This is a genomic window from Nocardia brasiliensis NBRC 14402 (assembly GCF_000308475.2).
In the GTDB taxonomy this organism is placed as follows: domain Bacteria; phylum Actinomycetota; class Actinomycetes; order Mycobacteriales; family Mycobacteriaceae; genus Nocardia; species Nocardia brasiliensis.
Window position 1 is genome coordinate 173,136 of sequence record NZ_BAFT02000110.1, and the last position, 25,490, is coordinate 198,625.

A 25,490-nucleotide genomic window follows, 5' to 3' on the forward strand; every position below is an offset into this window, starting at 1 on the left:
CGTTCGATCCCGGAGAACTCGACTGGACGACCGGGGTGTCGGTGGCGCGAACCAGCGCGCCCTATTGTGGCGCTCGGAAGCCGCCGATGCTCTGCTCGAGCAGTTCGGCCAGCCGCAGCGGGGTGCGGTCCTCGAACGCCGGGCCGATGAGCTGGACGCCGACCGGCAGGCCTTCGGGCGACAAGCCTGCCGGAATTGCCGTGGCGGGCAGCCCGGGCATGGTGGCCAGGCCGGCCCAGACCAGCTGGTCGAAGAAGGGGTATTCGACGCCGTCGATGTCGATCCGGCAGTCCAGCAGGTTGGGATTGTGGTCGTGCGGGAACGCGGGCGTCGGCGTGATCGGGCACAGCACGGCATCGAATTCGGCGAAGAACTGCCGCCAGCCGTGCCGGTGGAGTTCGCGACGGTCGTTCGCCGCCATCCAGTCGCGGTGACTGAACAGCATCCCGCGCAGCCGTGACGCATCGAGACCCTGGTCGTCCGCGTGCAATTCGGCGGCGCGCATCCGCAGCTGCCCGTCGGCTTCGACGGGAAAACGCGCGACGGAGCCCGAGAACAGCAACTGGGTGTAGAGCGTTGCCGCTTCGGCAAGATCGGGGAGCAGTGGACTGTGCCGTTCGACGCGGGCACCGCCGGCGACCAGCGCATCGGCCGCCCGGTGCACGGCCGCCCGCACCGCGGACCCGGTCGGAATGCACGGGTGCTCGTCGAGGACCAGGACCCGGAACTCGCTCAGCTGCTGGTGGCGCGCGGGCGGCAGAGCCAGCTGGTGCGCCACGCCGTGCGTCAGCGGATCCGGCCCGGCCATGACGTCGAGCAGGAGCGCGAGGTCGCGGGCGGTGCGCGCCATCGGGCCGACGACCGCGAGATCGAGGTCGACCGGCAAGGCCGGCGCGAGCGGCGCGACCATGCCGCGGTTCGCCACCAGCCCGAGGGTCGGCTTGTGTCCGTAGACGCCGCAGAAATGCGCGGGTGTGCGCAATGAACCGGCGATATCGGAGCCGATGGACAGCGCGCCGAAGCCGGCGGCCAGAGCCGCCGACGATCCGCCGGAGGACCCACCCGGTGTGCGTGCGTGATCCCACGGATTATTGGTGGTGCCGTAGATCCCGTTGTAGCTCTGCAGGCCTTGCAGCCCCGGCGGCACGTTGGTCTTACCGAGCAGCACCGCACCGGCCGCCTTCAGTCGCGACACCTGCACCGCGTCCTCGGCCGGCCGATAGTTCCGGTGTTCCGGCAAACCCCAGTTGGTCGGCAACCCGGCGACGTTGTAGCACTCCTTGACGGTCACCGGAATGCCGAGCAACGGCAGATCCGCGCCGCGGGCGCGCGCCTCGTCGGCATGGCGTGCGGCGTCGCGCGCACGGTCGAAATCCTGCACACAGATCGCGTTGATCGCCTTGTCCTCGCGCTCGATACGGGCGATCGCCTCGTCGGTCAATTCCACCGAGGTCACCGCACCGGCACGCAAAGCAGTCGAAAGTTCTTCGGCCGAGAGAAAGTTCCACTCCATGCCGCCGAAGCTAAAGGTCCGCCGAGTAAGCCACGAAATATCTTTTCGCGCAATGGAAAGTAGGCAGGGTCGTCCCCGTCGTGCCGCCGAAGACGGATCACCCCAGGTCAGAGTGTTGATGAAGGATCGACTTCACCGGTGCAGGCATGTGCTGCCGCGTCGTGCAACAGGATGGAAGTCTCAATTCGCGTGAATCGGCGGCCTTGTACAGGCCACATGGCTGACCGGGTTCCGCACGGCCACACCCCGGAGCCCGGGAGGTGGACTCGTCTGCATGATCGCCGGAATCGGTTGTGGCGGGGCCCCTTCCGCGCGCTCGTACGCGGCTCCTGCAGTTCGCCATGATCCGAAAGGCGTACCGGGTATCCCGTTCGGATCATTTAGCTCGGCAAACCGTGCCGATAGTCTGGGCAAGTGGCCTTCGGGGAGATGGGGAGCCAGGGGGCGAATTCTCTGAGTATGACAATGAATTCGAGCGAGTATGAGGAGTATTGGCTGAAGGCCATCCCGGCCGGTCCGGGGGAAACCTCCGGGATTCCCTCCCCGGCAGGGTTTACGAACGGCCGTAATGAATGAAAACCCTCCCGTTCGAGGAGATTCGGGAGAGTTTTTTCCGACACGAATGCATGCCTGACTCGTCGGTCTCACCCTGCGCTGGGTGTGTACCGAAGGTTATGCTGCCGAATTAGGAGTAATTGATGGACAGGCGGGGGACCGCGATCGTCACAGGTGCATCGCGCGGAATCGGTCGAGCTATCGCAGTGCGATTGGCCGAGGACGGCTACGATATAGCATTCTGTTATCGCAGCAGCGCTGACGCGGCAAAACAGACCGAAGTTGAAATCCGTGAAAACGGTGCTCGGGCCTTCCATGCGCAATGTGATGTCGCAGACTTGGGGGCAGTGCAAACATTTGTCGAGAAGGCCGAGGCAGAACTCGGCGAGACCGCGGTTCTGGTGAACTGTGCCGGTATCGTGAAAGATAGTCCGCTGGTGATCATGCCGCCGCAGGACTGGTCTTCTGTCATCGACACCAACCTGACCGGAACCTTCAACTTGTGCCGTACCGTCGCGTTCGGATTCATGAAGCGTAAATCGGGCGTCATCGTCAACATATCATCCGTCTCCGGCGTGTACGGGAATCCGACCCAGGCCAACTATTCGGCCTCGAAGTCCGGGATCCACGGTATGAGCAAGGCGATTGCCAAAGAGGTGGCCGGATACGGTGTCCGGGTAAATGTAGTGGCACCCGGCTTCATCGAAACCGACATGACTGCCGGCATTTCGGAGAAACAGATGAACGCTCTGATGCAACGCATTCCGATGAAATCTGTGGGAAAGCCCGAGGATGTCTCGGAACTCGTTTCTTTTCTGGTGTCCGACAGGGCCGCTTATATCACTGGACAGGTGATCCAGGTCGACGGCGGCATTTCGTTCTGACGACCGCGAATGATGATGGTGTACAACATGCCGACAACAATGGGCACTCGCAGCGCACCGCTGCGGGCCCTGGACAGGGTGATCGAACACAGCGACATCGAAATCGCTGGGGTCAAGACCGTCCAGCAGGCCGATCCGTACATGAACGGACATTACCCGAACTTCACGCTTTATCCAGGAGTCTTTCTGCTGGAGGGGATCACCCAACTGCTGGATGAGCATTTGGCCGCACGAGCCCGAGGCCATCAGCTGGTACAGCTGTCGCACGTGCAGTCGGCACGCTTCCTGGCGCCGATGCTGCCCGGCGACACCATTACGATTCGTTGCCGGCTGGACTTGTCCGGTGACTCCATCGGAGTTCGGGCCGAGTGCGTGAATTGCTCCGATGTAAAGGTGGCCAAGATCAAGGCCACCTATACGATCGACGATCGGGATCGGAAATGCTGAACCACAGTGTAATCCGCGATATCCTGCCGCACGGTCATCCGATCGCCCTGGTCGACGCCGTCGACGAGTTGATTCCGTACGAGCGTGTGGTCGCGCGGAAGGCGATATCGGGTTGTGAACCCTGCTATTCAGGATTGACCGCCGGACTGTCACAGGCCGCGCTCGCCTACCCACGTCCGTTGCTCTTGGAATCGTTCGGTCAATCCGGCGCGGTACTCTGGCTCGAAAGTATGCGGCGTGATAAAGTTGAATTCACGGGCCAACTCATTTTTGCCGCACTTCGGAATATGAGATTCCACCGCCTGGTCTATCCAGGCGATACGGTCCAGCATACCGTGCGCGTTGATCATATTGTGGGCGACAATGTTTTCGTCTCCGGCGAGACAGTGATCGGCGAGGAGCCGGTCATGACCGTCGGTGAGGCGATTGTATCAATTCGACCGCTGGTCGAATCAGCCGATAGTTGCTGAGTCTGCTCCGAACCGGAGCCACTCGGTAACCGGCACCTCCATTACTGCCGCCGAATGCGGCACAATCCAAAAGGGGAGAACCATGTCTGTTCAGACCGACGCCGAAACCATGGAATACCTGCGCGATATGATTTCCGAGGTCCTGGAGATCGAGCCCGAAGAGCTCACCGAAACCAGCCACTTCGTTGAGGACCATGAGGCGGATTCACTGCGGGCGATCGAAATCCTCGCCCGGATCGAGAAGAAGTACAAGGTGACCATCCCGCAGGACCGGTTGCCGGAGATGGTCAACTTGCGGGCCGTGTACGACACCATGGTCGATGTCGGCGGCGTGACGGTCTGATATGAGAAGCCGGGTAGTTATCACGGGCATCGGTCCCGTGGCGCCGATCGGTGTGGGGGTCGACTCCTTCGCTACCGCACTGCGAGCCGGCGCGAGCAATCTGGGGAGGGTCCGTCGAGTCGACGGTTCGGGAATGCCGCACAATACGGTGTCTGAATTCGGTGATATCGACCCGGCCGACTATGTCGAAGTCATTGATCCCGACGAGTGGGGACCGGCCAGCGTGGCCGCCGCTGCGGCGGCCCGCTTGGCGATCGACGACGCCGGACTGGACCGCAGTGAACTGCGGCGCGGGCGAGCCGGTTCGGCGATCGGTACCACCTGCGGCGAGTCGGGTCTGATCGAGATCGCCTGCCAACGGGAGGTCGACGCGGGCCGCGATGCGGTCGGTGCCGATCTGGTGCGCAAGGTGCCTACGTACCGGCTCGGAGTGGCCGTGAACCGCGAACTCGGGCTCAACGGTGAGACCGTGACGCTCGCGAGCGCCTGCGCGGCAAGCAATTTCGCATTGGGCTACGCCTACGACGCGGTGTCCTGCGGCGATGCCACCTACATGATTGCGGGCGGCGTCGACCTCGTGACCCTGTACACGATGGCCGGCTTCTATCGAATCGGCACGCTCGCCAAGGACGTGTGTTCGCCCTTCGACATGAACCGGCAGGGCATCATCCTCGGCGAGGGCGCCTGCGCGGTGGTGGTGGAGTCCTTGGACTCGGCACGGACCCGCGGCGCGGACATCTATGCCGAAGTTCTCGGCTACGGCGTCAACTGTGATGCCAACAGTCCGATCGCACCCGATCCGTCGGGGATCGCCGAATGCATCCGGCGTGCCCACCACCACGCCGGGGTGAAACCCGGCGACGTGGACTACGTCTGTGCGCACGGCACCGGGACACCGGCCAACGATGTCGCCGAGACGACGGCGCTGCGGTCGGTATTCGGCGCGACCGTGCCGCCGGTCAGTTCCATCAAGTCGATGCTCGGGCACACCCTCGGTGCGGCAAGCGGTTTCGGTGTGATCGCTGCCTGTCTTGCTGTCCGGGACGGGTTCATCCCGCCCACGATCAACTTGGACACCGTCGATCCGGAGTTCGCCGATCTCGACCTGGTGGCGAACTCGGCTCGCGACGCCGACGTGCGCATCGTCCAGAACAACGGATTCGCTTTCGGCGGCAACAACGCCATCACAATCCTCGGGAGATACGAATGAGTGTGATCGCCATCACGGGATGGGGGGTGGTGTCCTCGATCGGCATCGGTGCCGAAAACTTCACTACCGCATGGTGTTCGCGGACCAGCGGCATCCGCGACGTGTCGATGATGTACCCCGACCAGGAGCTACCGGTGGACCGCGCCGGCGCGATCGTCGACTTTCAAGCCGGAGATCACCTGGGCCGCAAGGGAACCAGGTTCTACGATCGGTCCACCGCGATGACGGTGGTGGCGGTGAAACTGGCGCTCGAGGACGCCGGACGGTACCGGCCCGGTGAACGCGACGACGACATTGGCGTGGTGCTCGGCACCACCACCGGTGCGCTGGAGGCGAGTTGGGAGCTGATCCGCGACTCCATCGTCAGCGAGAAGCCCTACCTGGTCAACCCGGTGAAATTTCCGTACGTCGTGATGAACGGACCGGCCAGCGCGGCCGCGATCCGGTTTCTGCTCGGCGGCGCGAACGTCACCATCTCCGGGGGACAAGCCGCACTGTCGGCGGCCATGGCGTACGGCAGGCGCCATGTGCTGGGTGGACACGGCAAGGCCGCGCTGGTCGGAGTGGTCGACGAATTCGCGCCGGCTCGAGCCTGGGCTGCGCAGAAGGTCCGTGCCGGGACGGCAGCGGGCCGCGCACCGCTCGGTGAGGGCGCCGCGATCTTCCTCGTAGAGGATGCCGACACCGTCCGGGCCGAAGGCCGCAAACCGGACGCGGAGATCCCGGCCGTTGTCACCGGGCTTTACGACGGGGAAACCGGTGCTCCGGATGATCCGGTTGCCGGATTCGCCGCGTGCATCGAACAGGCTTTGGAGATCGCCGGAGTTCGCGTGGACGAGGTGTCCTCGATCGCGCCGTCGCTCGGCGGCTCACCTCGTCGCGATGCGATCGAAAGCGCTGGCCTGGCAAAGGTTTTCGGCGAAGCACTACCTGTGTTGCTGCCGGTGAAGGAACTACTGGGTGAGACGTACAGCGCCGCAGGCGGGCTACAGCTGGCGGCGGTGCTGGCCGAACATCGCAACGATCGCGCCCGGGACGGGGCCGTGTCGCTGGTGACCTCGATTACCACCGAAGGACTCGTCGGCGTTGCCGTGGTGAGGGGGTTCAGCCGTGCAACTGGCAATTAGCGGATACGCGGCCCGAACCTGCCTGGGGGACACCGAACAGACCTTCGCCGCGATGCTACGCGATGTCGTCGGCGTCGCACCGCTGTGGCCGGACCGCGGCGACGGTGCGAAACTCGGCGTCGAATACGCCCATCAGATCCCGGACAGCCCGAAAACGCGACGGGCCAGTGCCTGGCTGGCGGAAGTGGTCGCCGCGGCGGCCGCTGATGCAGGTCTGGACCCGGTGCAGCGCCGGGTGATCGTGGTTGTCGGCACCGGCTTGCGTGAACTGCCGTCCGTGGAGCGGTGGCACCGCGACGGGGACCGAATGGAGGTCCACGAGCTGCATTTCGGCGCTGCGGTGCGCCGGGCGCTGCCTGGTGTCGCGGAAGTGCTGACTATCTGCAACGCCTGTTCGGCCGGCAGCCATGCACTCGCGGTGGCGGCGGATCTGCTGACCTCCGGAGCGGCGGACGCGGCAGTGGTCGCCGGCTGCGATGGGATGTCGGAGAGCATGCTCGCCGCTATCGGCCGGACCGCGCCCGAACGTACCCACCTGGTACGACCGTTCGATGTGCATCGGACCGGGCCCCTGCTCGGTGAGGGGGCCGCCGCGGTGGTGCTCGAACCAGGCGATGTAGTGACCGAGCCGAAGGGCTGGTTGCAATCGGTCGGCCTGTCCTGCGACGCCCACCATCCCACCGCGCCCGACGCGGACGGAATGGCACGCAGCATGTCGGATGCGCATATCCGCGCTGGAATCGTCCCCGCCGACGTGGATCTGGTGGTCATGCACGGCACCGCGACGGTGCTCAACGATGTGACCGAATCGACCGCACATCGCGGGGCTTTCGGTAACGCCGCCGCTCATCCGCTGCTCACCGGACTGAAAGGATACCTGGGGCACACTTCCGGCGCGGCGTCGATGATGAGCCTGGTTGTTGCCCTGCAGGCGATCCGGGACGGTCGGGTGCCTGCCATCGCAGGCCTGCGGGAGCCGATTCCGGAGGTGGCAGGTCTGTCGCTGGTGGCCGGTGCGGCACAAACGGCTGACGTATCCCTCGCCCAGATCAACGGATTCGGCTTCGGTGGGGTCAACGCCGTGGCGGTGGTCGCGCGCACCCGCCCGGACACCTACGTCGGCTCGTCTGTCGCGGCACGGCCGGTGGCGATCGGTGGATACAGCGTGCACGTGCCCGAGGCGAGCGCCGAAGACGTGTACGGTTCGGCCGACGCCGCCGTGATGGTAGCGGCGGCCGAGGCGAAGACCGTTTTGGGCCGCAAGGGCCTGCTGTATCTCGAACCGGCAACCCTGCTCGCGCTGTGCGCGGTCCAGCGGGCACTCGGCTTGCCGGAGGGCCGCCGCCCCGAGCTGCCGTTGGCGGGCGCGGACCGGACCGCGGTGGTGGTGAGTTCGAATCTCGGCAACGTCGGCACCGTGACCGATATGGTGCAGCGGGTAGCCGAGGAGTCCTTCCGGGCGGTGAGTCCGCTGGAACTGCCGAACGCCTCCAGCAACGTGATCGCCGCGGCCATCGCATTGCGCTACGGGTTCACCGGGCCGAATCTGATGATCTGCAACGGAGCTACCTCCGGCGTGGACGCCATACGGATCGGGGCCGGGCTGATCGCAGCAGGCCGGGCGGATCGGGTGGTCGTAGTCGGTGTCGAACCCGCCGACGAGACCGCTACGGCGCTGTTGAGCACCCGCCCGGACGATACCGGCGCGGCGCCGCTGCGGGCCGCCGCGGCCTGCGTCGTGCTCGATTCCGGTGAAAGCACTGGAATCGAGGTCGGCACACACGGATTCGCCGAGGTGTTCGGCACTGTTACGGCCGGCGATGAAGAACTGTGGCTGGTCCCGGCCGGCCTGGGCCTCGGGGCAAAACGGCGCATCGATCTCACCGAGCGACTCGGTGACACCTACGGTGCGCTCGGTGTGCTGCAGGTCGCGATCGCTGCCCATCTGCTCGAGACCGAAGATGTTGCAGGAGCAGTGGTTACGGCCGGAGATCCGCAAGACGGCTACGGCTGGCTGCGGCTGGAGAATCGGCGGGTCCGGAAATGACCACAATGGAATCGCGAGCGGCGTGGGGGCCGGTGGCCCGCTCCGAGCTCGGATCCGGCGCGTTGCAGCTGTTCGGTCCCGTCGAGAAACCCGCGATGCTCATGCTGCACGGTATCGAGGACAGTTGGCGCACCTGGCAGCCGTTCGCAGACCGAATGTCGGACCGATTCCGTTGTTACGCACCGGAATTACCGTGGCATGCCGGCAGCGATTACCGGTGGGGCGACCGGACCACCGCCGCCCGGCTGATCGACACCGCGATCGGCATGGTGCCCGGCAGGGTATCGGTGATAGTGGCGCATTCGCTCGGGGCGGTCGCGGTGCTGCGCTGGTTGGCAGCGGGCGTCCACTGCGGGGTCGATGCGGTAGTCCTGCTGTCACCCTTCTACCGCGCCGAACCGCTGACCTCCCCGCTGTGCACCTTCGAACACACCCTCGATGAAATCAACTACGCCGCAAGAAGTTCCATGCGCAGCCTACTGGGCGCGCGGGTGGATTCGGTGGAGACCGACGTCCTGGACCTGATGGTGCGGAAGTTCCTCGACCGACTGAGCCCCTCGGGGCTATTGGGGTTGGCCGACATCTTCCTGTCCACCGCGGGAAATGATCTGCGGGACAACACCGTTCCGATACTCGCATTGTCCGGCACCGATGACGAAGGGCTCGACGGTGGGCGCGCCGAGCAGTTCGCCGCCGATGTCGCGAACGTCCGCATCGTGCGGCGGGCGGGTCTGAGTCATTTCTGCCACTTACAACACACCGACCTCGTCTGCGAGCAGGTATCGGAGTTCCTTTCCGGCCACCTGCCCGAGATCTGCTCCAAGGAGAACTCATGACCGACCTGATCGGCACCACCACCAGCTATGTCGGTGGTCCCCGTTTCAACGGCGCCAATATCGACAAGTACATCGGCTTCAAGAATTTCATGTTCCTCGTCGAGGATGCGCTCCTACATCACTTCCGCGACAAGGGGTTCGGCCCGGAACATCTGTATGTCACCCATGGGGTGGGACTCGAACTGGTCGAGATCTCGACCAGGCTGACAAACACCATGACGCTCGACGATCGGATCGAGGCCGTCGTAGAGGCCGTGGAGCCGCGACGCGGGCCCGGGATCACCGCGAAGGTCCGGCTGGACGCGATAAGGGCGACCGGGCGGGTCCAGGTGGCGGGCAGCAAGGTGCGCGCTGTGCTGGTTACCGAACCGGACGGCAACGCGATCGAACCGGTGCCTGCCGACCTTGCGCGGGTCGTCGTTCCGGAGGTGGCATCGATTTCCGAGGACGCGCCCGAGACCGTACCGATGTCCGCGGACCTGGTGGCGACCTTGGCGCCGGAGAACGGCTTCCTGTGGGAGCTGAGGATCCCCTACTACTTCTGCCACTGGTACACCCGGATGCAGAGCAACGCTTATGTGCGAATCCTCGAGGAGGGCACCGACCGCTTCCTCGCCCACGTCGGCCTGGGTATCACCGACCTGCTCGCCGAGCGGGATTGGATCCCGGTGGTCTCCCGGGCACGGGTGCGGATGCACGCCGACGCGTTCATGGGGGAGACCATGTACATCTCCTACGTCGTGCACGACATCGTGCGTGACATCGCCTACGATTCCACCCTTTCCTGCTGGGTGCGGCGCGGTGACGAACTGGTCAAGGTCGCGACCCTCGACATCCTGCACGGCTGGGCCCTCGCCCGCGGTCCGGAGCGATTCCAGCAGATGGTGCCGCTCGACGACGAGGTGCAGCGCGCACTGCTGAACGGAAAGATCGGAGCGTTCGTATGAGCCGCCGCAACCCGAAGTTCTACTTCTCGTTCCAGAGTCCCTACAGCTGGATGGCCACTGAAGTGTTGCGTCGCCGGCGGCCCGACGTCTTCGACATTGTGGACATGATTCCGGTGTTCCGGGTGGACGAGACCGCCGAGGCGGCACTCGACGACCGCGGAGTCGAGCCGCTCTACGTCGAGATGAGCAAGGCCAAACACCTGTACATCCTGCAGGACACCAAACGTCTGTCGGCCCAGCTCGGCCTGACCATGCGCTGGCCGATCGACCGCGACCCCTGGTGGGTGCTGCCGCACCACGCCTGGCTGGCCGCCCGCCGCACCGGTGATCAGCACCGCCTGTACTGGGCGCTGATCGAGGCGCGCTGGGGCCACGGAGCCGACATCTGCGATCCCGACACCCTGTGCCGAATCTGCGACGACGTCGGCCTGGACGGTGCTGCACTCGTGGCCGCGCCAGAAGATCCGCAGCTGCGCGCCGAAGGGATCGATGCCATGGAGGCTGCCTACTTCGACGACGTGTTCGGGATGCCGTACTTCAAGATCGGACCGCATCGGTTCTGGGGTCTGGACCGGGTGCCGGACTTCCTGGAGGCACTGGAGACCTGGCAGGAAAAGGAGCGGAACCGGTGAGTGAAACGAGCGAGGCGCGGTCGAAAACCGAACTCCGCAGCACTGGAATACGAGCTGTGACAGTCGATTACAACACCGATCCGTTGTCCGGGGTACCGGACGAGGTGCGCGGCGCCGTCGGTTGCTACGACGCCGACAGTGCCGGCGGCTGCGGCTGAGCGAGGAATCATGATCGAAACAGCGAACGCGGTGACCTTCGTCGAAACCGGGACCGAGGACCTGACCGTCGCCCAGCGCGAGATCGCCTGGTGGTCCAGGGTCGCCGAAACCTCCGATCTCGAGCTGTCGGTGGTCTTCACCAACCGAGCCCTGACCCAGCTCTCCGTGCCCGAGGTGCGGCAGCGCTACCACGACATCCTGGATCGGCACCCTGGTGCGTTCCGGGTGGTGGTGCGCAGCGAAGCCGACACGGTGGAGGTGGCGAACTGGATCGGCGACGACGGCATCACCGTCATGAGCGTCGACGATCTGGCCGTCCAGTTGCTCGACGGGGGGTCCAGAAGTGTCTGGCACTGACACGCTGAAGCGCACCTCCGTGCTCATCGTCTCCGAATACGCTCCGTACCAGACGAATTTGTTCTCCCTGGTGGTGGAGGCCGTGTCCGCGATGCTGCGGCAGGGCGCCTCGGTGACACTGTGGATGTGTGGCTTGGCAACCGTCACCTGCAATGAGGGCACGGGGACCGAGACCTCGGCGCTGCTGTGCCTCGACAAGAGTCGGCCCCCGACGATGAAGGGCATCCTCGCAGCGATGCGCGAGCAGTTCGGTGCCGATCTCACCATCGTCGGCTGTGCCGAATGCAGTGGGGAATGCGGATATTCGGTGGACCGGGAGCTTTTCCGCACCGGCTATCTGTCGCATTACGCCCGCTACCTCAACGCCGCGGACAAGATCTATTACGTGGGTCGAGCATGAAGAAACGTCAACTCGTCATCGTGACCCGCATGGACCGGGGACTACTCGACCACGCAGGCAAGGGTCTGTTCGATGCGCTGGTGATGCATCAGCGAATGGGGCCGGTCACCGTGCTGCTACGACGGCTCGCACTCCATCAGATCGTGCTGGACCAGGGCGGATACCACGCGGCCGAGTCGGTGCTGCCGCGGTACACGAACCCGGCGACCGTCCTGGCGGACAGCCGTCGGCTCGGCGTCGGCTACGTCACCGATTGTTCGGTCGCCGAACTGATCGCCGCACTGCCCGACGACGACCGCCGGACCGACCGTGCCGAAATCCTGCGCAGCTGCGTCGACGAGCTCGACGATGCGTCGGCGGCGGAACTGGTCCGCACGACAGACCTCGTCTACTACCAGTAGGCGTCACACGCGGCGCTTGAAAATTACTGGACGCCAAGGCTGTTCAGCAGAAAAGAAAGGACGGGGGGCGTGACCGATTACGACGCCATTGTCATCGGCGCCGGAAACGCGGGACTGACCGCCGCGGCGACCTTGCAGCGCAGTGGATTACGAACGCTGCTGCTCGAACGGCACAATGTGCCCGGCGGTGCCGGAACCTCTTTCCGGCGCGGTCGGTTCGAGTTCGAAGTGGCGCTGCATCAACTGTCCGGAGTCGCCGCCGAAGGGCAGCACCGGTCGGTGGCGCTGCGCGAGCTGTTCCGCCGGGTCGGTGCGCTCGATCGGCTGGAACTGGTGCAACAGTCCGACCTGTGCCGTGTCGTGGTGCCCGGTGTGTACGACGTGCGGCTGCCCCCGGATTGGCAGGACGCCACCGAGGCGCTCGAGGCAGCGTTCCCCGGGAACCGGGAACGGATCGAGCGATTCTTCGGCCTGGTCAAGGGGGTGGCGATGTGGAACATGGTTGCCAGCCGCGGACTGCTGGCACTGGACAAGCTCGGTCCGACTCTGTTCGAAAACGCGCTGCGCCCGCTCCGGGACGTGCTGGACGATCACTTTCAGGACGAAGGCATCAAATCGGTGCTCGGCTCCTACTGGGTGTATCTCGGGATGCCGCCGTCGCGGTTGCCGTTCCAGGAGATGGCGATGATGCTGTACGGCTACCTGGAGCTGAAGCCGTGGCATGTGCGCGGCGGCTCGCAGGCCATGTCGGCGGCCGTACTCGAATCGTTCCGTGCCGCGGGAGGTGAGGTGCGGTTCAACACCCGAGTGGATCGGATCCGCACCGAACACGGCGTCGTGCGCGCTGTGGTGCTGGCCGATGGCACCGAAGTGACTGCACCACAGGTGGTATCGAACGCCTCGGCTCCCATCACGTACCGCATGCTTGCCGACGAAGATGTTCCCGCGTCGGTGAGCGCCGAGCTCGGCCTGCGCCGAGTGGGTGTTTCGGCGGTAGTGATTCATCTGGGCCTGGCCGCAACCCCCGCTGAACTCGGCATCACCAGCGGCACGACCCTGGTCAATATCGGAACCGACGATGACTACCTCTACGAGGGCACCCGGTCACTGAGTCCCGCTCGCGGAGTGTGCGTGTCGTGCTTCGACGTCGATCCGATCGGGTTCGCCCCCGAAGGGGCGAGCCACGTTGCCATTGTCACCCTGCAATACGGTGCCGCCTGGGAACGGCTGGCCCCTCGGGACTACGCGGCAGCGAAGTATGCCTACGCCGACAGCATGCTGCGCTTGGCCGAACAGGCGGCACCCGGAATCCGCGACGCCATCGAGGAAGCCGAAGTCGCCAGCCCGCTCACGGTGATGCGGTACCTCGGTACCCCCGGTGGCGCGATCTACGGCTACGAAAAGGACACCACCGATGTCTGGCAGTTACGCGGCCTCGACCGGGAAAGCCAGGTACCCGGACTTCATCTGGCCGGTGCCTGGTCCGGCAACGGCGGATTCCAGTACACCCTCGAAGCCGGTGAGCGGGTCGCTCTGCGGCTGCTGAGCACACTGTAGGAGTAAAGATGACCACAGCAAGTTCGGAGACGACGGCGGATTCGGACGTCATCGCGTTGTTCCACGGCCATGCGGAGATCCGCGCCGATCTCGCCGCTCGCGAGATCGATGACCGGGACCACGAGTCGTCGACCGCCGCGGCGATCAAGAGGCACAGCCCGAACTCGATCGACGTGGTCGTCGACCGCGTCGTCGCCGAAACCCCGAGATGCCGCACACTGCGATTGCGTCGCCGCGACGGCGGGGAACTGCCCTACTTCATGGCCGGGCAGTACGTGGGTGTGGGTGTCGCTGGAACGAGCCGGCCGTACGCCATCTCGTCCAGCCCGCTGGCGTTGGAGGGCTACGACATCACAGTGGCCGCGGTGCCGGGCGGCCGCGTCAGCGGACACCTGCTCGACATCGCTTGTGTGGGTGACGAATTCGTCATCACCGGGCCGATGGGCACCTTCTTCCACAACCCTCTGTTCCACGGCGACGACGTAGTGTTTCTCGCAGGTGGTTCCGGAGTGACCCCGGCGATGAGCATGATCCGCGAGATCGTCGATCGCGGACTGGACCGCCGGTTCCATCTGGTCTACGGAGCCCGCACAGCCGAGGACATCCTGTTCCGGACGGAATTGGATGCGATCGCCGCCGCGCACCCCGGTATCCGAGTCGAGTACGTCCTCAGCGAACCGGCCTCGGACTGGTCCGGCCCCACCGGATTCCTCAGCGGTGCAACCATCGAATCGGTGGTCGGAGCGCTGGGCGCACGGATGTGCTATGTCTGCGGGCCGACCGCGTTCCAGGACTTCGCAGTCGGCCAGTTGCGGGCGCTCGGGCAGCCATCACGCAGGATCCGGGTGGAGGCGAACGGCGCACCCCCGCGCCCGGAACAGGACCCCAACTGGCCCGCCGGTGTGGACCCCGATGCGTCGGTGCGGCTGACCGCTGCCGGTCGGACTGTCGAAACCCGTTGCGGGCAAACACTATTGGACGCACTGGAGGGCGAAGGAATGCGCATTCCGGCCGGCTGCCGGTCGGGTGAATGTGGACTGTGCCGGGTCCGAGTCGCAGACGGCGATGTGGTCGTAGCCGCCCAGACAAAACTGCGGATGTCGGATGGCGTCACGAACCATGTGCACGCCTGCGTGGCATATCCGTTGTCCGACAGCAGGATCGAGGTATGGCCCGGTGTGTGCTGAACAACGAGCGGAAGGGTCCGCAATGAATTCCACGCTGTGCTTGCTGTTCCCAGGACAGGGCGCCTACACCGAGGAAGTGTTCACCGAGCTCGGAGCGTTTCGGTCGGAGGTAGCGGCAGTGTTCGATGAGATCGACCGATCGCTGATCGAAATCGGTTCTACACCAGTATCTTCGACATTTTTCAATGGCCGGCCACCGGGGCTCGCGCAACTCGTCCGGGAGGACCCCGACGCCTTGCAGGTGGCACTGTACGGGATCGCGGTGGCCGTGCACCGCATCCTCTGGAACGACGGCCTGCGTCCGAGATTGCTGATCGGACACAGCATGGGCGAGATCGCCGCCCTGGTGGCGGCCGGTGCCTTCGACGTCGCCCAGGGTGCCAAGGTGATCGCCGCCCGCTCCGAAGCACTGAAACCCGATCTCGGGGTGGGCGGAATGCTGGCCCTGCGGGCCGACGTTCATCGGATCGAATCCCTCTCGGCGTCGGTGCCCAGCACGGAATGGGCAGTCGCGGTGGAGAACAGTCCCGACCAGACCATTGTGTCCGGTACCGAGCAGGCCCTGGTCGCCCTCGCGAACATCGCCACGGCCGAGGAGATCCTGTGCACCAGGCTGGCATCGCCCTATCCGTTTCACAGCCCCGTGTTGCGGGACTCGGTAGACCGATTCCGGAACCGGTTGGCGCAGCTGCCGAGCCTGGCGCCCCGGCCGATGCGCTGCGCGGTGTACTCCCCGATCCTCGAACGTGAATACACCGACGCCGACGATCTGCTGGACATCCTGCCTACCCACTTCACCCGGCGGGTGCGGTTCCACAGCGGGCTGCTGCAGGCCAAGGCCGATGGCATCCGCGACTTCGTCGAGTCGGGGGCGAAGAACACCTTGTGCGCGCTGGTCCGCAAACATGTCGGCGGCGCTACCGCTCTGCCGGTCGTGGTCAAGGGTAAGCCGGTGCACAGCACGCTGGCCGCTGTGGCCGAACTTGCGGCAACTCTACCGGGCGCCGCCTGATCATCGACGAAGGGAATGTATCGTGCGAATTGTAGTGGCAGGTGCGGGAATTGCCGGTTTGAGCAGCGCATTGCTGCTGGCGCGCGCCGGATTCCAGGTCGATTTGATCGAGCGGGATGACGGGCCGCCGGAGACGTTCGACGGCGTGGATTCCTGGGCACGACCGGGTGCGCCGCAGAACCGGCATCCGCATGTCTTTTTCGGGCTATTTCGCAGTTTGCTGCAGAAATGGCTTCCCGATGTTTACGAGGAACTCCTCGATATCGGCGCCGGAGAAATCAATGTAGAACAGCCGGAGATCCAACGCGGCGTGGCAGGTGCCTCGGATCTGTATATGGTCGCGACCCGGAGGATTGCGGTCGAATGGGCCCTGCACCGTGCCATCGACAGAGAGGTGAATATCTCGCTGCGCTCAGGGACGACGGTCCGCGAGGTGATTGTCGAAGATCATGCGGTCGTTGGCGCCGTGGTCGATGGCGAGTTACTGCCGACCTCGATCGTCATCGATGCCTGCGGTCGCAGCTCCAGGCTTGCCAAGAAATTCACCGAGGTACGTGACGAAACGTCATGCAATGTCATCTATAATAGTAGATTTTACCGTCTTGCTCCCGGTGTCGAACAGCCGAAACTGTACGAAGGTTCAGTGTCGAAGGTGGGCGGTCACGGCTTCGGCGGTTCGCTCTTCTGCCATGAGAACGGAATCTTCAGCATCACGCTCGGTAGGCTTCCCGAGGACGATGGATTGCGGTCGCTGCGCGAAGACCAAGGGTTCGAGAAGGCGATAGCGATCATCCCACGGCTCGAAGATTGGCTTCGGAACCGCGTCCCTGAGCCGCTGACACGGGTCACTCCGATCGCAGGTCTGAACAACACGATTCGTGGCCTCGGGCCGAATGCTCCTTCCGGATACTTTCCGATCGGCGATGCACTGTGCACAACCGATCCCAGCTTCGGTCGTGGCAGTCCGATAGCCTTGGCGCAGGCTGTGCAGTTGGCAGTGGAGTTGTCCGGCGCCATGGTGCGGCTGCCCGAGCAGTCGGTCCGCGCCACCACTGGGGCCCTCGATATCGTGCGCCCCTGGTTCGACGATGCGGTTCGGATGGATGCCCGGCGAACAGCGTACTGGCGGTCGATCAGAACGGATTCGGCCGCGCGCCCGTTCGCCGTCGATATCAACTCCATCAGTGCACTGGCATTGCTCGATGCCGGAAAAGTCGATCCTGTGTTGTGGCGTATTGCGCAGCGCAGCCTCAATATGTTCGATGGGCCGACGGCCGTCAACACCGCGGAAGTAGCAGTGCGGCTGAAGAATCTGGCGGAGAACGGCTGGCGTCCGGCCGGCCAGGCGCCCAGCTATCAGGAGATGGTCGCCGCGTTGAGTGGCTGATCGCTACCGAAGTTTACGGGAGGGACACTGGCATGAGTGAAAAAGCTATCGGCATGGCAAGCAATATTTGCCTGACGGCCATGATCATCTGGACCGCCGGACTCACTGGGTGGGCGATCTGGATTTGGGTGAAACACCGAAAATACTATCTGTTCGCCCTGATCGCGTCATGCCTTGCCGCCGCTCCGTTCGACGGTGTACTCGGCAAGCTGATCGGCGTCACTTATAGGATTCCGGATGGCGTTCCCTTCGTCCAACTACCGCAGGCGGACGTCCCGGTGTGGGGGATACTGGTTTACCTCGGCTGGTATTGCACAACCATCTACATGTTCATGGTCGCATGGGAGCGGGGATGGTCGAGCGGCGCCATCTGGAAACTCTACGGAGCGCTCGTACTGTTCGATTCGGCAGTCGAAATCTTGATTATCAATGCGGGACTGTACCGATACGTTGGGGGTCAGCCGCTACGAATCTTCGAACTGCCGTTCACGGTTCCGATCTTCAACGCTGCGCTCGAGCTGTTCACGGCAGTGGTACTGCGTTTTCTCGTCGCCCATACCAGCGGGATGAATCGCATTCTGATTCTACCCGTCGCGGTCGGGGCGATATTCGGCGGAAATTTGTTCATGGGCGGGCCGTCGGTATTCGCAGTGCTGACGAATCTTGCCACGCCGATCGCCAGCCTCCTGGGCTTGGTGACCGTCCTGTGCTCGCTCCTGACCGTAAACTTTGTGATCAGGATCGCGACGACCGATGGCCGGATGTCGCGAGTCATCACCTCGGTCGGCGCGGTCCAGCCCTACGTTGCGAGGTAGCTGCGGTTGTAGCGGGCAGGGACGGCTCCTGTGGCGATGACGTGCGGAACCTCATCGTCACAGGAGCAGCCATGCCCGCTCCACGAAACGCCGCGAAACCCTGTTGGATTCACGCGTTGCCCGAGTAGACGGCAGTCCTACTGGGCGATAGCGGCGGAAACCTTGGGGTGCGGGCTGTGCATCGTCAAGAACCGGATGTCGAGGTCTTCTTCGAGGTAGTCCATGCGGCGTTCCCAGAAAGACAGCATGTGCGGCAGCGCAAGGTGGCGCTCGAAGTCCTCTTTGGACCGCCACACCTCGTAGAGGACGAAAGTCGATGGGTCGTTCGCGTCTTCGTGGAAGTGATACTCCAGGGACCCGTCCTCGGCGCGGGACGGGGCCACGAACGACAGCAACAATTGTTTCAGCTCGTCGGCGCGCTCCGGTTTCGGTCGGGCGAATCCCATGAGCGCTACGGGAACTCGATCGGCAGGTGAGACATCAGTCATATCTCGGACGGTAGCGGGGCGGTTGGGCGCGGGGCAATGCACTGACACGAAAGTTGTATCACGTTGCCTCATAATAGATTTGGCTGCAGAGCGGAGCGGTCGTCGGTGTGCGTGGTGGGGTGTAGCGACCGCGCGGTGAAGTGCGCATACTGCTGCGGAACTGGCCGACGGGGCTGCGGCCTACTCCGGCGGATGGTCCCGGTCCGGACCGAAGCGGCGGACCGCCGCGGGCCGGGGCGGGCCCTGGCTTCTATGTAGCGAGCCCGCCATATGGTGCTGGTCGTGAGCAAGTACCCAGACCGCTGCCGTCACGGCCGCGTGACCTGGCATCGATCCGGTCGAGGCCCCTCAGGCGGCGTCACCGACCCCTACCCGGCTACGGCGCGGTGCCGTGGTCCGAAAGGTGCACTTGACATCCCGTTGGGATCATTTAACTCGGCAAACTGTACCGATACAGTGAACTGGTGGCCAGGGGGAGAGACCAGGAGCAGGGGATCCCATGGCCAGAATTCCCCGCCGCATCACAAACGAATTCGAGAGATTTGAAGGAGAATTGGTATGAAGACCATCCTCGTGTGCAAGTCGAAGTACCACGGCAACACCAAGAAGGTCGCCGATGTGATCGCCGGCGTGCTCGGAGCGCGGGTCGTCGATCCTGCGGACATCAGTGCTGCCGAACTTTCCTCCTATGATCTGGTGGGCTTCGGCTCGGGCATTCATCTCCAGAAGTTCTATCCGGAGCTGCTGGAGTTCGTTGCCTCCTTGCCGACGGGGCAGCGCGGTAAGGTGTTCGTGTTCGCTTCCAGCGGTTTCAAGGACTCCGGGCCGACCGCTTTCTCCGCCCCGCTGGTCAAACTGTTGCAGGAGAAGGGCTTCGAGGTGATCGACACGTTCTCGAGCCGGGCGTTGGACACCTTCGCGCCGTTCAAGATCTTCGGTGGCATCCGGAAGGGGCGCCCCAATGCCGCAGATCTGGATACCGCGCGTGAATTCGCCGCCGGACTGCTTGCTCGCAACGGCGCCCTTTCCTGACCATCTGCCGATCCGCCGAGCGTCGCCGGGATGCCATGCCCGGCGGTGTTTCGGACGGTCGTGTCGGCCAGGGCTCCGAGTGATCGGCTGAAGCAGCGTCCACTCAGGTGTGTCGCCGTGGGGGATCGGCGGCACGCGTGCCCACGTCCTGCTCGGGCATGCGCCACCGTCGTCGAAGCCGGCCGTGGTCGGAATTTTCGAATACACCAAGAATATTTCCATTATCGAAGGAGGGGCGTTGTGATCGTTCTGGGTTACAACGGGTTCACGCACAGTCGCGATAGCGACCTCATGTATCCGGGTCCGGATAAGATAGATCACTACGCGGTGGTGGGCCACGACGCCGGGGCCGCAGTCATCATCGACGGCCGGGTCGTTGCCGCCGTCGAAGAAGAACGCCTGAACAGGGAAAAGAAGACCAGTCAGTTTCCGTCGAACTCGATAGATTGGTGCCTCGAGAAGGCCGGCATATCGTTGTCCGATGTGGACTACTTCGCTCTGCCGTGGGCGTTTACGAGTGAAGTTCTCGACTCGATGAAAAGTGAAGTGGCAGAATTCGTGCCCGACCCGGCCTTTCGCTCAATGGTCTTCGCGGAGTTGGATAAGCTGTACGAGCGACTGTTCGACCCGGAGCAGGTGGCGAACGATTTCTATGCGCGGACCGGATATAAAATCCCGGCCGGAAAGCTGATTCTTGTTCCGCACCATATGGCGCACCTGATGTGTGGCTATCAGGTGCGCGGCGGTGGTGACACCGCATTCTTCATCAGCGACGGCCGGGGCGAGAAGGACTCGTCGCTCTCCGGGCAGATCGAGAACGGCGAGATCACCATCTTCGAGCATCTGACCGTCGGGAGCGGTAATTCCATCGGACTGTTCTACAGCGAAATCACTCGTTACCTCGGTTTCTATCCGAATAATGATGAGTACAAGGTGATGGGACTCTCCGCGTACTGCCCGAACCCTACGGATCCGCGTATCGTTGATTCGCTGATCACACTTCTCGATGATGGTCAGATCAGTTTTCCGATTCCGCTGACCAGTCCAGGGGGGCACGTCGCCTATGAGAGCTTGCTCGACGGCATCTTCGGTGCCGACGACTCGATCAGAGACTCTATCGAGTTCAAGGCGCGGGTCGCACGGGCGGCCCAAGATGTCCTCGAACTGGCGACTGCGCACCAAATCGCCGCTCTGTCCAAATGCACGAATCTTTCGAACCTGATTCACGAAGGTGGAGTCGCACTGAATTGTGTGAACAACACCAAGATTCTGGAGGCTGCCGATTTCTCCTCCGTGCATGTGAGCTTCGGGGCCAGTGATACCGGACTTCCCATCGGTGCGGCCGCTTACGTCGGCCATGTGTACGGGAACGTCACCCCGGTGCCCTGCACGACATATCTGGGTCCGGAATACACGCACGAAGACATGATCCAGGCTACTCGGCTGTTCGAAGACCGCCTCGTTGTGACGGAGCTGAACGGGGCCGACGTTGCTGCCAAAACTGCCGACTTGCTGACGGAGAAGGTAGTCATCGGCTGGTTCCAGGGCAGCGCCGAGTACGGCCCACGTGCCCTTGGCAGCCGCAGCATTCTCGCGAATCCGACATTCGATGATATCAAGGACACCATCAACCTTCGGGTCAAACACCGGGAACCGTTCCGGCCTTTTGCGCCCGTGGTTCTGGAGTCCGAGGCCGGCAAGTTGTTCGAAATGGGAAGGCTCCCTGCTTCGCCACATATGACCTTCGTGGTGCCGGTGCGGGAGGAGTTTCGCGGCCAGATCCCCGGAGCGAGTCACGTCGACGGCACATCACGGGTTCAGACGGTCGGTGACGATCAGAACCCGCTACTGGCCGAGTTGCTTCGTGAAGTGCAGAAAAGAATCGGCGTGGGATGTTTGATCAACACCTCCTTCAATGTGGCCGGTGAGCCGATCGTCGGTTCTCCCGAGGACGCTATTCGGTGTTTCTTGAGTACGGAAATCGACTACCTGGTTCTCGGCAAGCTGCTGATTCGTAAAGCAGAGCGCTAGTAGTGCCAACGGGGTAGGTAAACCAATCGGCGGTGCGGTCGGACTGCGCCGCCGATTTATCGAAGGGGCCAGATGTGGCCAGGGAGGTGTGGGGGGATGGAGCGCAAGGCGGAAGTATTGGCGGCGCGCCGGGTCGAGGACCTGATCGAGCGCGACGCGCAGGTGCGAGCCGCGATACCGGATCCGGTCGTCACCGCGGAACTCGAGCGCGCGGATGGGTCGTTGGCGCAGACAGTGGCTCGGGTGATGGCAGGTTACGCGGATCGGCCTGCTCTGGGGCAGCGCGCGGTCGAGTTCGTGCCGGACGAAAACGGGTGCAGGCGAACTCGATTGCTGCCGTGGTTCGACACCATCACCTTCGGTGAGCTGTGGCAGCGGGTCGGGACGGTAGCGGCCGTTTGGCAAAGTAGGGCCGAAAGGTCCGTGCGGGCCGGAGATTTCGTTGCTGTCCTGGGTTCCACGGGCATCGACTACACGGTCGTGGACCTGGCATGCACGTACTCGGGTGCGGTGCCGGTGCCGTTGCAAGCCGGGGCGTCGCCGACGCAGTTGGCCCCCATCGTCCGCGAGGTCGAACCGAAGGTGCTGGCCACCGACGTCGGACAGCTCGAAGTGGCCGTCGATCTGGCGTCGGCCGGCGATTCGGTGCGTTCGCTGCTGATTTTCGGTCTGTACGCCGAAGACGATGAGCACTGCGCCGCTGTGGAATCTGCGCGCCGGAGGCTGGCCGACACCCCGGTGGTGGTCGAGACCATTGTGGAGCTGCTCGCGAGTGGGCAGGATCGGCCGGCCGCGTCGTTGCATGCCAGTGCCGACCCGGACGAGCTGGCCTTGCTGATCTACACTTCCGGTAGCACTGGAACCCCTAAGGGCGCCATGTACACACAGCGGCTACTCACGAATGCGTGGTGTGCCGCCGGCGCGTCCCCGATGCCGAGTATCGCGCTCAGTTATCTGCCGATGAGTCACACCATGGCACGCCAGTTGCTGCTGACGGGCCTGGCTCGAGGCGGCACCGTGTACTTTGCGGCGCGCAACGATATGTCGACCCTGTTCGACGATTTCGCGCTGGCTCGCCCGACGTTGCTCGGGTTCGTGCCCCGGGTGTGCGACATGGTATTGCAGCGGTTCCAGAGCGAGATGGCCCGGCGGGTCGGAGCGGATGATGAACCTACCGTCGTCGAGCAGGAGGTGAAGACCGAATTGCGTGAGCAGTTCCTGGGTGGTCGCTTCCTTGTCGCCTCGATCGGCAGTGCGCCGTTGTCGGCTGATATGCGTGAGTTCATGCAGTCGGTGCTGGGCATCGCGTTGATCGACGCCTATGGCTCCACCGAAACCGGTGGTGTGCTGATGAACAACAAGGTGGTGCGGACGGCCATCTTGGACTACAAGCTGGTCGATGTCCCCGAACTCGGCTACTTCTCGACTGATCGACCTCATCCGCGAGGTGAGTTGCTGATCAAATCACGCACCCTGATCCCGGGCTATTACAAACGCCCAGAACTGAACTCGCAGTTCTTCGACGCCGAGGGCTTCTACCGCACCGGTGACGTGATGGCCCAGACCGGTTTCGACGAGCTGGTGTACGTCGACCGCCGCAATAGCGTGCTCAAGCTGTCGCAGGGCGAGTTCGTGGCGGTGTCGAAGTTGGAGGCCATCTTCGTCGGCAGCCCGCTGGTCGAGCAGATCTACGTGTACGGTTCGAGCGAGCGTGCCTACCTGCTGGCGGTCATCGTGCCGGTCGCCGAAGCGATCGCCACGCATGCTGGTACGGCGGAGTTGAAGGCCGCGATCAGCGAGTCGTTGCGGCAGATCGCCAAGGACGCCGAGTTGAGTTCCTATGAGGTTCCGCGCGACTTCCTGCTCGAGTCCGAGCCGTTCACCGTCGACAACGGACTGCTGGCCGGCTTGTCGAAGCTGTTGCGCCCCAGTCTGAAAGAGCGGTACGGCGAGCGGTTGGAGGCGCTGTACCGTGTGGCGGAGGCTGCGCAGACACAAGAGCTGGCGGCCCTGCGGCAACAGGCCGGAATGTTGCCGGTGCTGGAGACGGTGAGCCGGGCAGCGCAGGCAGTGCTAGGCGTCTCCGCAGCCGAGTTGCGGCCGGATGCGCATTTCACCGATCTGGGCGGGGATTCGCTGGCAGCGTTGTCGTTTTCGACACTGCTGCAGGAGCTGTTGGGTGTGCAGGTGCCGGTCGGCGTCATCGCCAGCTCCGCCAACGATCTGCGGCGTATCGCGAACTACGCAGTGGCGGAACGCAGCGCGGGTAGTTTGCGGCCCACGTCCACCGGTGTGCACGGCACGGGTTCGCAGTTGCGTGCCATAGATCTCAGGCTCGACAAGTTCATCGACCCCTCGACACTGGCGGCGGCGACCACGCTGCCGCGGGCGGGCGAACCGCGCACCGTGCTGTTGACCGGCGCCAACGGCTACCTCGGCAGGTTCTTGTGCCTGGAGTGGTTGCAACGACTGCATCATTCGGGCGGCACATTGATCTGTGTCGTCCGCGGCATCGATGCCGTCGCGGCACGTGAGCGGCTCGACGAGGTGTTCGACAGTGGCGATCCCGAATTGTTGCACCGCTACCGCGAACTGGCCGAAGGCACCCTGGAGGTGTTGTGCGGCGACATCAGTGAGCCAGGCCTCGGTCTGAGCGAGCGGGATTGGAGGCGGCTGGCCGATACCGTCGAGCTGATCGTGCACGCGGCGGCGCTGGTCAACCACGTGTTGCCGTACGGACAGCTGTTCGGGCCCAACGTTGTCGGTACCGCCGAGATCATCCGACTGGCTATGACTACGCGCATCAAGCCGGTCACCTATCTGTCTACGGTGGCGGTGGCCGCACAGGTGGCGCCGGAGCAGTTCACCGAGGACGGCGACATCCGCGAGATCAGTGCGGTGCGCTCGCTGGACGAGGGGTATGCCGACGGGTACGGCACCAGCAAATGGGCCGGTGAGGTGCTGTTGCGCGAAGCCTACGACTTGTGCGGGCTGCCGGTGGCGGTGTTCCGCTCCGATATGATTCTGGCGCACAGCCGGTTTGCCGGTCAGCTGAACGTCTCAGATATGTTCACCAGGCTGGTGCTCAGCGTGCTGGCCACCGGGGTAGCGCCGAAGTCGTTCTACGAGACCGACCGTATGGGCAATCGGCAGCGCGCACATTACGACGGTTTACCGGTGGATTTCACCGCGCAGGCGATCACGGTACTCGGCAGCCAGGTCGTTTCTGGTTTCGAGACCTTCGACGTGCTCAATCCGCACGACGACGGCCTTTCGCTGGACGAGTTCGTGGATTGGCTGATCGCGGCGGGTCATTCGATCGATCGGATCGATGGGTACGCCGAGTGGTTGTCGCGCTTCGGCACCGCGCTGCGTGTTCTGTCCGAGCGACAGCGACAGCACTCGGTGCTGCCGCTGCTGCATGCTTACCGGCGTGCGGCTGTGCCGATCCCCGGTGCGGCCCTTCCGGCCAAGAAGTTTCAAGCCGCCGTGCAGGACGCGCAGTTGGGTCCAGGGCGCGACATCCCGCACCTGACACCGGATTTGATCGAAAAGTACGTGAGTGATTTGAAATTGCGAAACCTGCTGTAGGTCACAGGTAATCCACGCGTCGGCTTGCGGAGGACCGTTCGTCAAGCAGGACTACAACTTTC

Annotated in this window: 24 protein-coding genes; 22 read left to right on the forward strand and 2 right to left on the reverse strand. The window is 63.9% G+C overall.

Annotated features, from left to right (window positions below):
* Window positions 1–61: 61 nt before the first annotated feature.
* On the reverse strand, window positions 62–1,513 hold the full coding sequence (locus tag TY25_RS36990; protein WP_042264385.1) for an amidase: 1,452 nt from the start codon (window positions 1,511–1,513) through the stop codon (window positions 62–64).
* A gap of 698 nt (window positions 1,514–2,211) precedes the next feature.
* Between TY25_RS36990 and fabG the strand changes: the two genes are divergently transcribed.
* From fabG to TY25_RS37080, 19 genes are all read left to right on the forward strand, one after another.
* Entirely contained in the window at window positions 2,212–2,952 is a 741-nt protein-coding gene (gene fabG, locus TY25_RS36995) for a 3-oxoacyl-[acyl-carrier-protein] reductase (protein WP_042264387.1), read from the forward strand.
* A gap of 27 nt (window positions 2,953–2,979) precedes the next feature.
* Entirely contained in the window at window positions 2,980–3,399 is a 420-nt protein-coding gene (locus TY25_RS37000) for an ApeI family dehydratase (RefSeq protein ID WP_162184253.1), read from the forward strand.
* Complete coding sequence (locus TY25_RS37005) at window positions 3,393–3,869, forward strand: 3-hydroxyacyl-ACP dehydratase FabZ family protein (RefSeq protein ID WP_042264390.1); 477 nt, start codon at window positions 3,393–3,395, stop codon at window positions 3,867–3,869. The genes TY25_RS37000 and TY25_RS37005 overlap by 7 nt, the downstream gene beginning before the upstream one ends.
* Before the next feature lie 82 nt (window positions 3,870–3,951).
* Entirely contained in the window at window positions 3,952–4,212 is a 261-nt protein-coding gene (locus TY25_RS37010) for an acyl carrier protein (RefSeq protein ID WP_042264392.1), read from the forward strand.
* Window position 4,213: 1 nt separating this feature from the next.
* Window positions 4,214–5,422 carry a beta-ketoacyl-[acyl-carrier-protein] synthase family protein gene (locus TY25_RS37015; protein WP_042264393.1) on the forward strand — a complete coding sequence of 403 codons (1,209 nt, stop codon included), beginning with the start codon at window positions 4,214–4,216 and terminating at the stop codon, window positions 5,420–5,422.
* A complete protein-coding gene (locus tag TY25_RS37020) occupies window positions 5,419–6,549 on the forward strand; it encodes a beta-ketoacyl synthase N-terminal-like domain-containing protein (RefSeq protein WP_081869347.1) in 1,131 nt (376 codons plus the stop codon). Before TY25_RS37015 ends, TY25_RS37020 begins: the two co-directional genes overlap by 4 nt.
* Window positions 6,533–8,596 carry a beta-ketoacyl synthase N-terminal-like domain-containing protein gene (locus TY25_RS41310; RefSeq protein ID WP_146154071.1) on the forward strand — a complete coding sequence of 688 codons (2,064 nt, stop codon included), beginning with the start codon at window positions 6,533–6,535 and terminating at the stop codon, window positions 8,594–8,596. The genes TY25_RS37020 and TY25_RS41310 overlap by 17 nt, the downstream gene beginning before the upstream one ends.
* Window positions 8,593–9,432, forward strand: coding sequence for an alpha/beta fold hydrolase (locus tag TY25_RS37030; protein ID WP_081869348.1), 840 nt, complete (start codon window positions 8,593–8,595; stop codon window positions 9,430–9,432). The genes TY25_RS41310 and TY25_RS37030 overlap by 4 nt, the downstream gene beginning before the upstream one ends.
* Window positions 9,429–10,379 carry a thioesterase family protein gene (locus tag TY25_RS37035; protein WP_042264400.1) on the forward strand — a complete coding sequence of 317 codons (951 nt, stop codon included), beginning with the start codon at window positions 9,429–9,431 and terminating at the stop codon, window positions 10,377–10,379. Before TY25_RS37030 ends, TY25_RS37035 begins: the two co-directional genes overlap by 4 nt.
* A complete protein-coding gene (locus TY25_RS37040) occupies window positions 10,376–11,011 on the forward strand; it encodes a 2-hydroxychromene-2-carboxylate isomerase (protein WP_042264402.1) in 636 nt (211 codons plus the stop codon). Before TY25_RS37035 ends, TY25_RS37040 begins: the two co-directional genes overlap by 4 nt.
* Window positions 11,008–11,169 (forward strand): hypothetical protein, encoded by a 162-nt coding sequence (locus TY25_RS43070; protein WP_156055180.1) that lies wholly within the window; start codon window positions 11,008–11,010, stop codon window positions 11,167–11,169. The genes TY25_RS37040 and TY25_RS43070 overlap by 4 nt, the downstream gene beginning before the upstream one ends.
* A gap of 10 nt (window positions 11,170–11,179) precedes the next feature.
* Window positions 11,180–11,527 (forward strand): hypothetical protein, encoded by a 348-nt coding sequence (locus TY25_RS37045; protein ID WP_042264404.1) that lies wholly within the window; start codon window positions 11,180–11,182, stop codon window positions 11,525–11,527.
* Window positions 11,514–11,927 (forward strand): hypothetical protein, encoded by a 414-nt coding sequence (locus TY25_RS37050; RefSeq protein ID WP_042264405.1) that lies wholly within the window; start codon window positions 11,514–11,516, stop codon window positions 11,925–11,927. Before TY25_RS37045 ends, TY25_RS37050 begins: the two co-directional genes overlap by 14 nt.
* A complete protein-coding gene (locus TY25_RS37055; protein ID WP_042264406.1) occupies window positions 11,924–12,328 on the forward strand; it encodes a hypothetical protein in 405 nt (134 codons plus the stop codon). Before TY25_RS37050 ends, TY25_RS37055 begins: the two co-directional genes overlap by 4 nt.
* A 69-nt stretch (window positions 12,329–12,397) precedes the next feature.
* The gene (locus tag TY25_RS37060; RefSeq protein WP_042264407.1) at window positions 12,398–13,885 is read left to right on the forward strand and encodes a phytoene desaturase family protein; all 1,488 of its coding nucleotides are present in this window, start codon (window positions 12,398–12,400) and stop codon (window positions 13,883–13,885) included.
* Between the two features lie 8 nt (window positions 13,886–13,893).
* On the forward strand, window positions 13,894–15,072 hold the full coding sequence (locus TY25_RS37065) for a 2Fe-2S iron-sulfur cluster-binding protein (RefSeq protein WP_081869349.1): 1,179 nt from the start codon (window positions 13,894–13,896) through the stop codon (window positions 15,070–15,072).
* A 22-nt stretch (window positions 15,073–15,094) separates the two neighbouring features.
* Window positions 15,095–16,084, forward strand: coding sequence for an ACP S-malonyltransferase (locus tag TY25_RS37070; protein WP_052383444.1), 990 nt, complete (start codon window positions 15,095–15,097; stop codon window positions 16,082–16,084).
* 22 nt (window positions 16,085–16,106) lie between these two features.
* Window positions 16,107–17,471 (forward strand): FAD-dependent oxidoreductase, encoded by a 1,365-nt coding sequence (locus TY25_RS37075; RefSeq protein ID WP_162184254.1) that lies wholly within the window; start codon window positions 16,107–16,109, stop codon window positions 17,469–17,471.
* Between the two features lie 32 nt (window positions 17,472–17,503).
* Window positions 17,504–18,286: a hypothetical protein gene (locus tag TY25_RS37080; protein ID WP_042264414.1), complete on the forward strand. Its 783-nt coding sequence runs from the start codon at window positions 17,504–17,506 to the stop codon at window positions 18,284–18,286.
* A gap of 137 nt (window positions 18,287–18,423) precedes the next feature.
* On the opposite strand, the gene TY25_RS37085 is transcribed toward TY25_RS37080, so the two are convergent.
* Window positions 18,424–18,774 (reverse strand): putative quinol monooxygenase, encoded by a 351-nt coding sequence (locus tag TY25_RS37085; RefSeq protein ID WP_042264415.1) that lies wholly within the window; start codon window positions 18,772–18,774, stop codon window positions 18,424–18,426.
* Window positions 18,775–19,332: 558 nt separating this feature from the next.
* Between TY25_RS37085 and TY25_RS37090 the strand changes: the two genes are divergently transcribed.
* The 3 genes from TY25_RS37090 to car all read left to right on the forward strand — a co-directional run bounded on the left by TY25_RS37090 (window position 19,333) and on the right by car (window position 25,428).
* Window positions 19,333–19,806, forward strand: a complete 474-nt coding sequence (locus TY25_RS37090) for a flavodoxin family protein (RefSeq protein WP_042264416.1) — start codon at window positions 19,333–19,335, stop codon at window positions 19,804–19,806.
* Between the two features lie 240 nt (window positions 19,807–20,046).
* Complete coding sequence (locus TY25_RS37095) at window positions 20,047–21,837, forward strand: carbamoyltransferase family protein (protein ID WP_042264419.1); 1,791 nt, start codon at window positions 20,047–20,049, stop codon at window positions 21,835–21,837.
* Between the two features lie 96 nt (window positions 21,838–21,933).
* Window positions 21,934–25,428, forward strand: coding sequence for a carboxylic acid reductase (car, locus tag TY25_RS37100; protein ID WP_042264421.1), 3,495 nt, complete (start codon window positions 21,934–21,936; stop codon window positions 25,426–25,428).
* Window positions 25,429–25,490 lie beyond the last annotated feature (62 nt).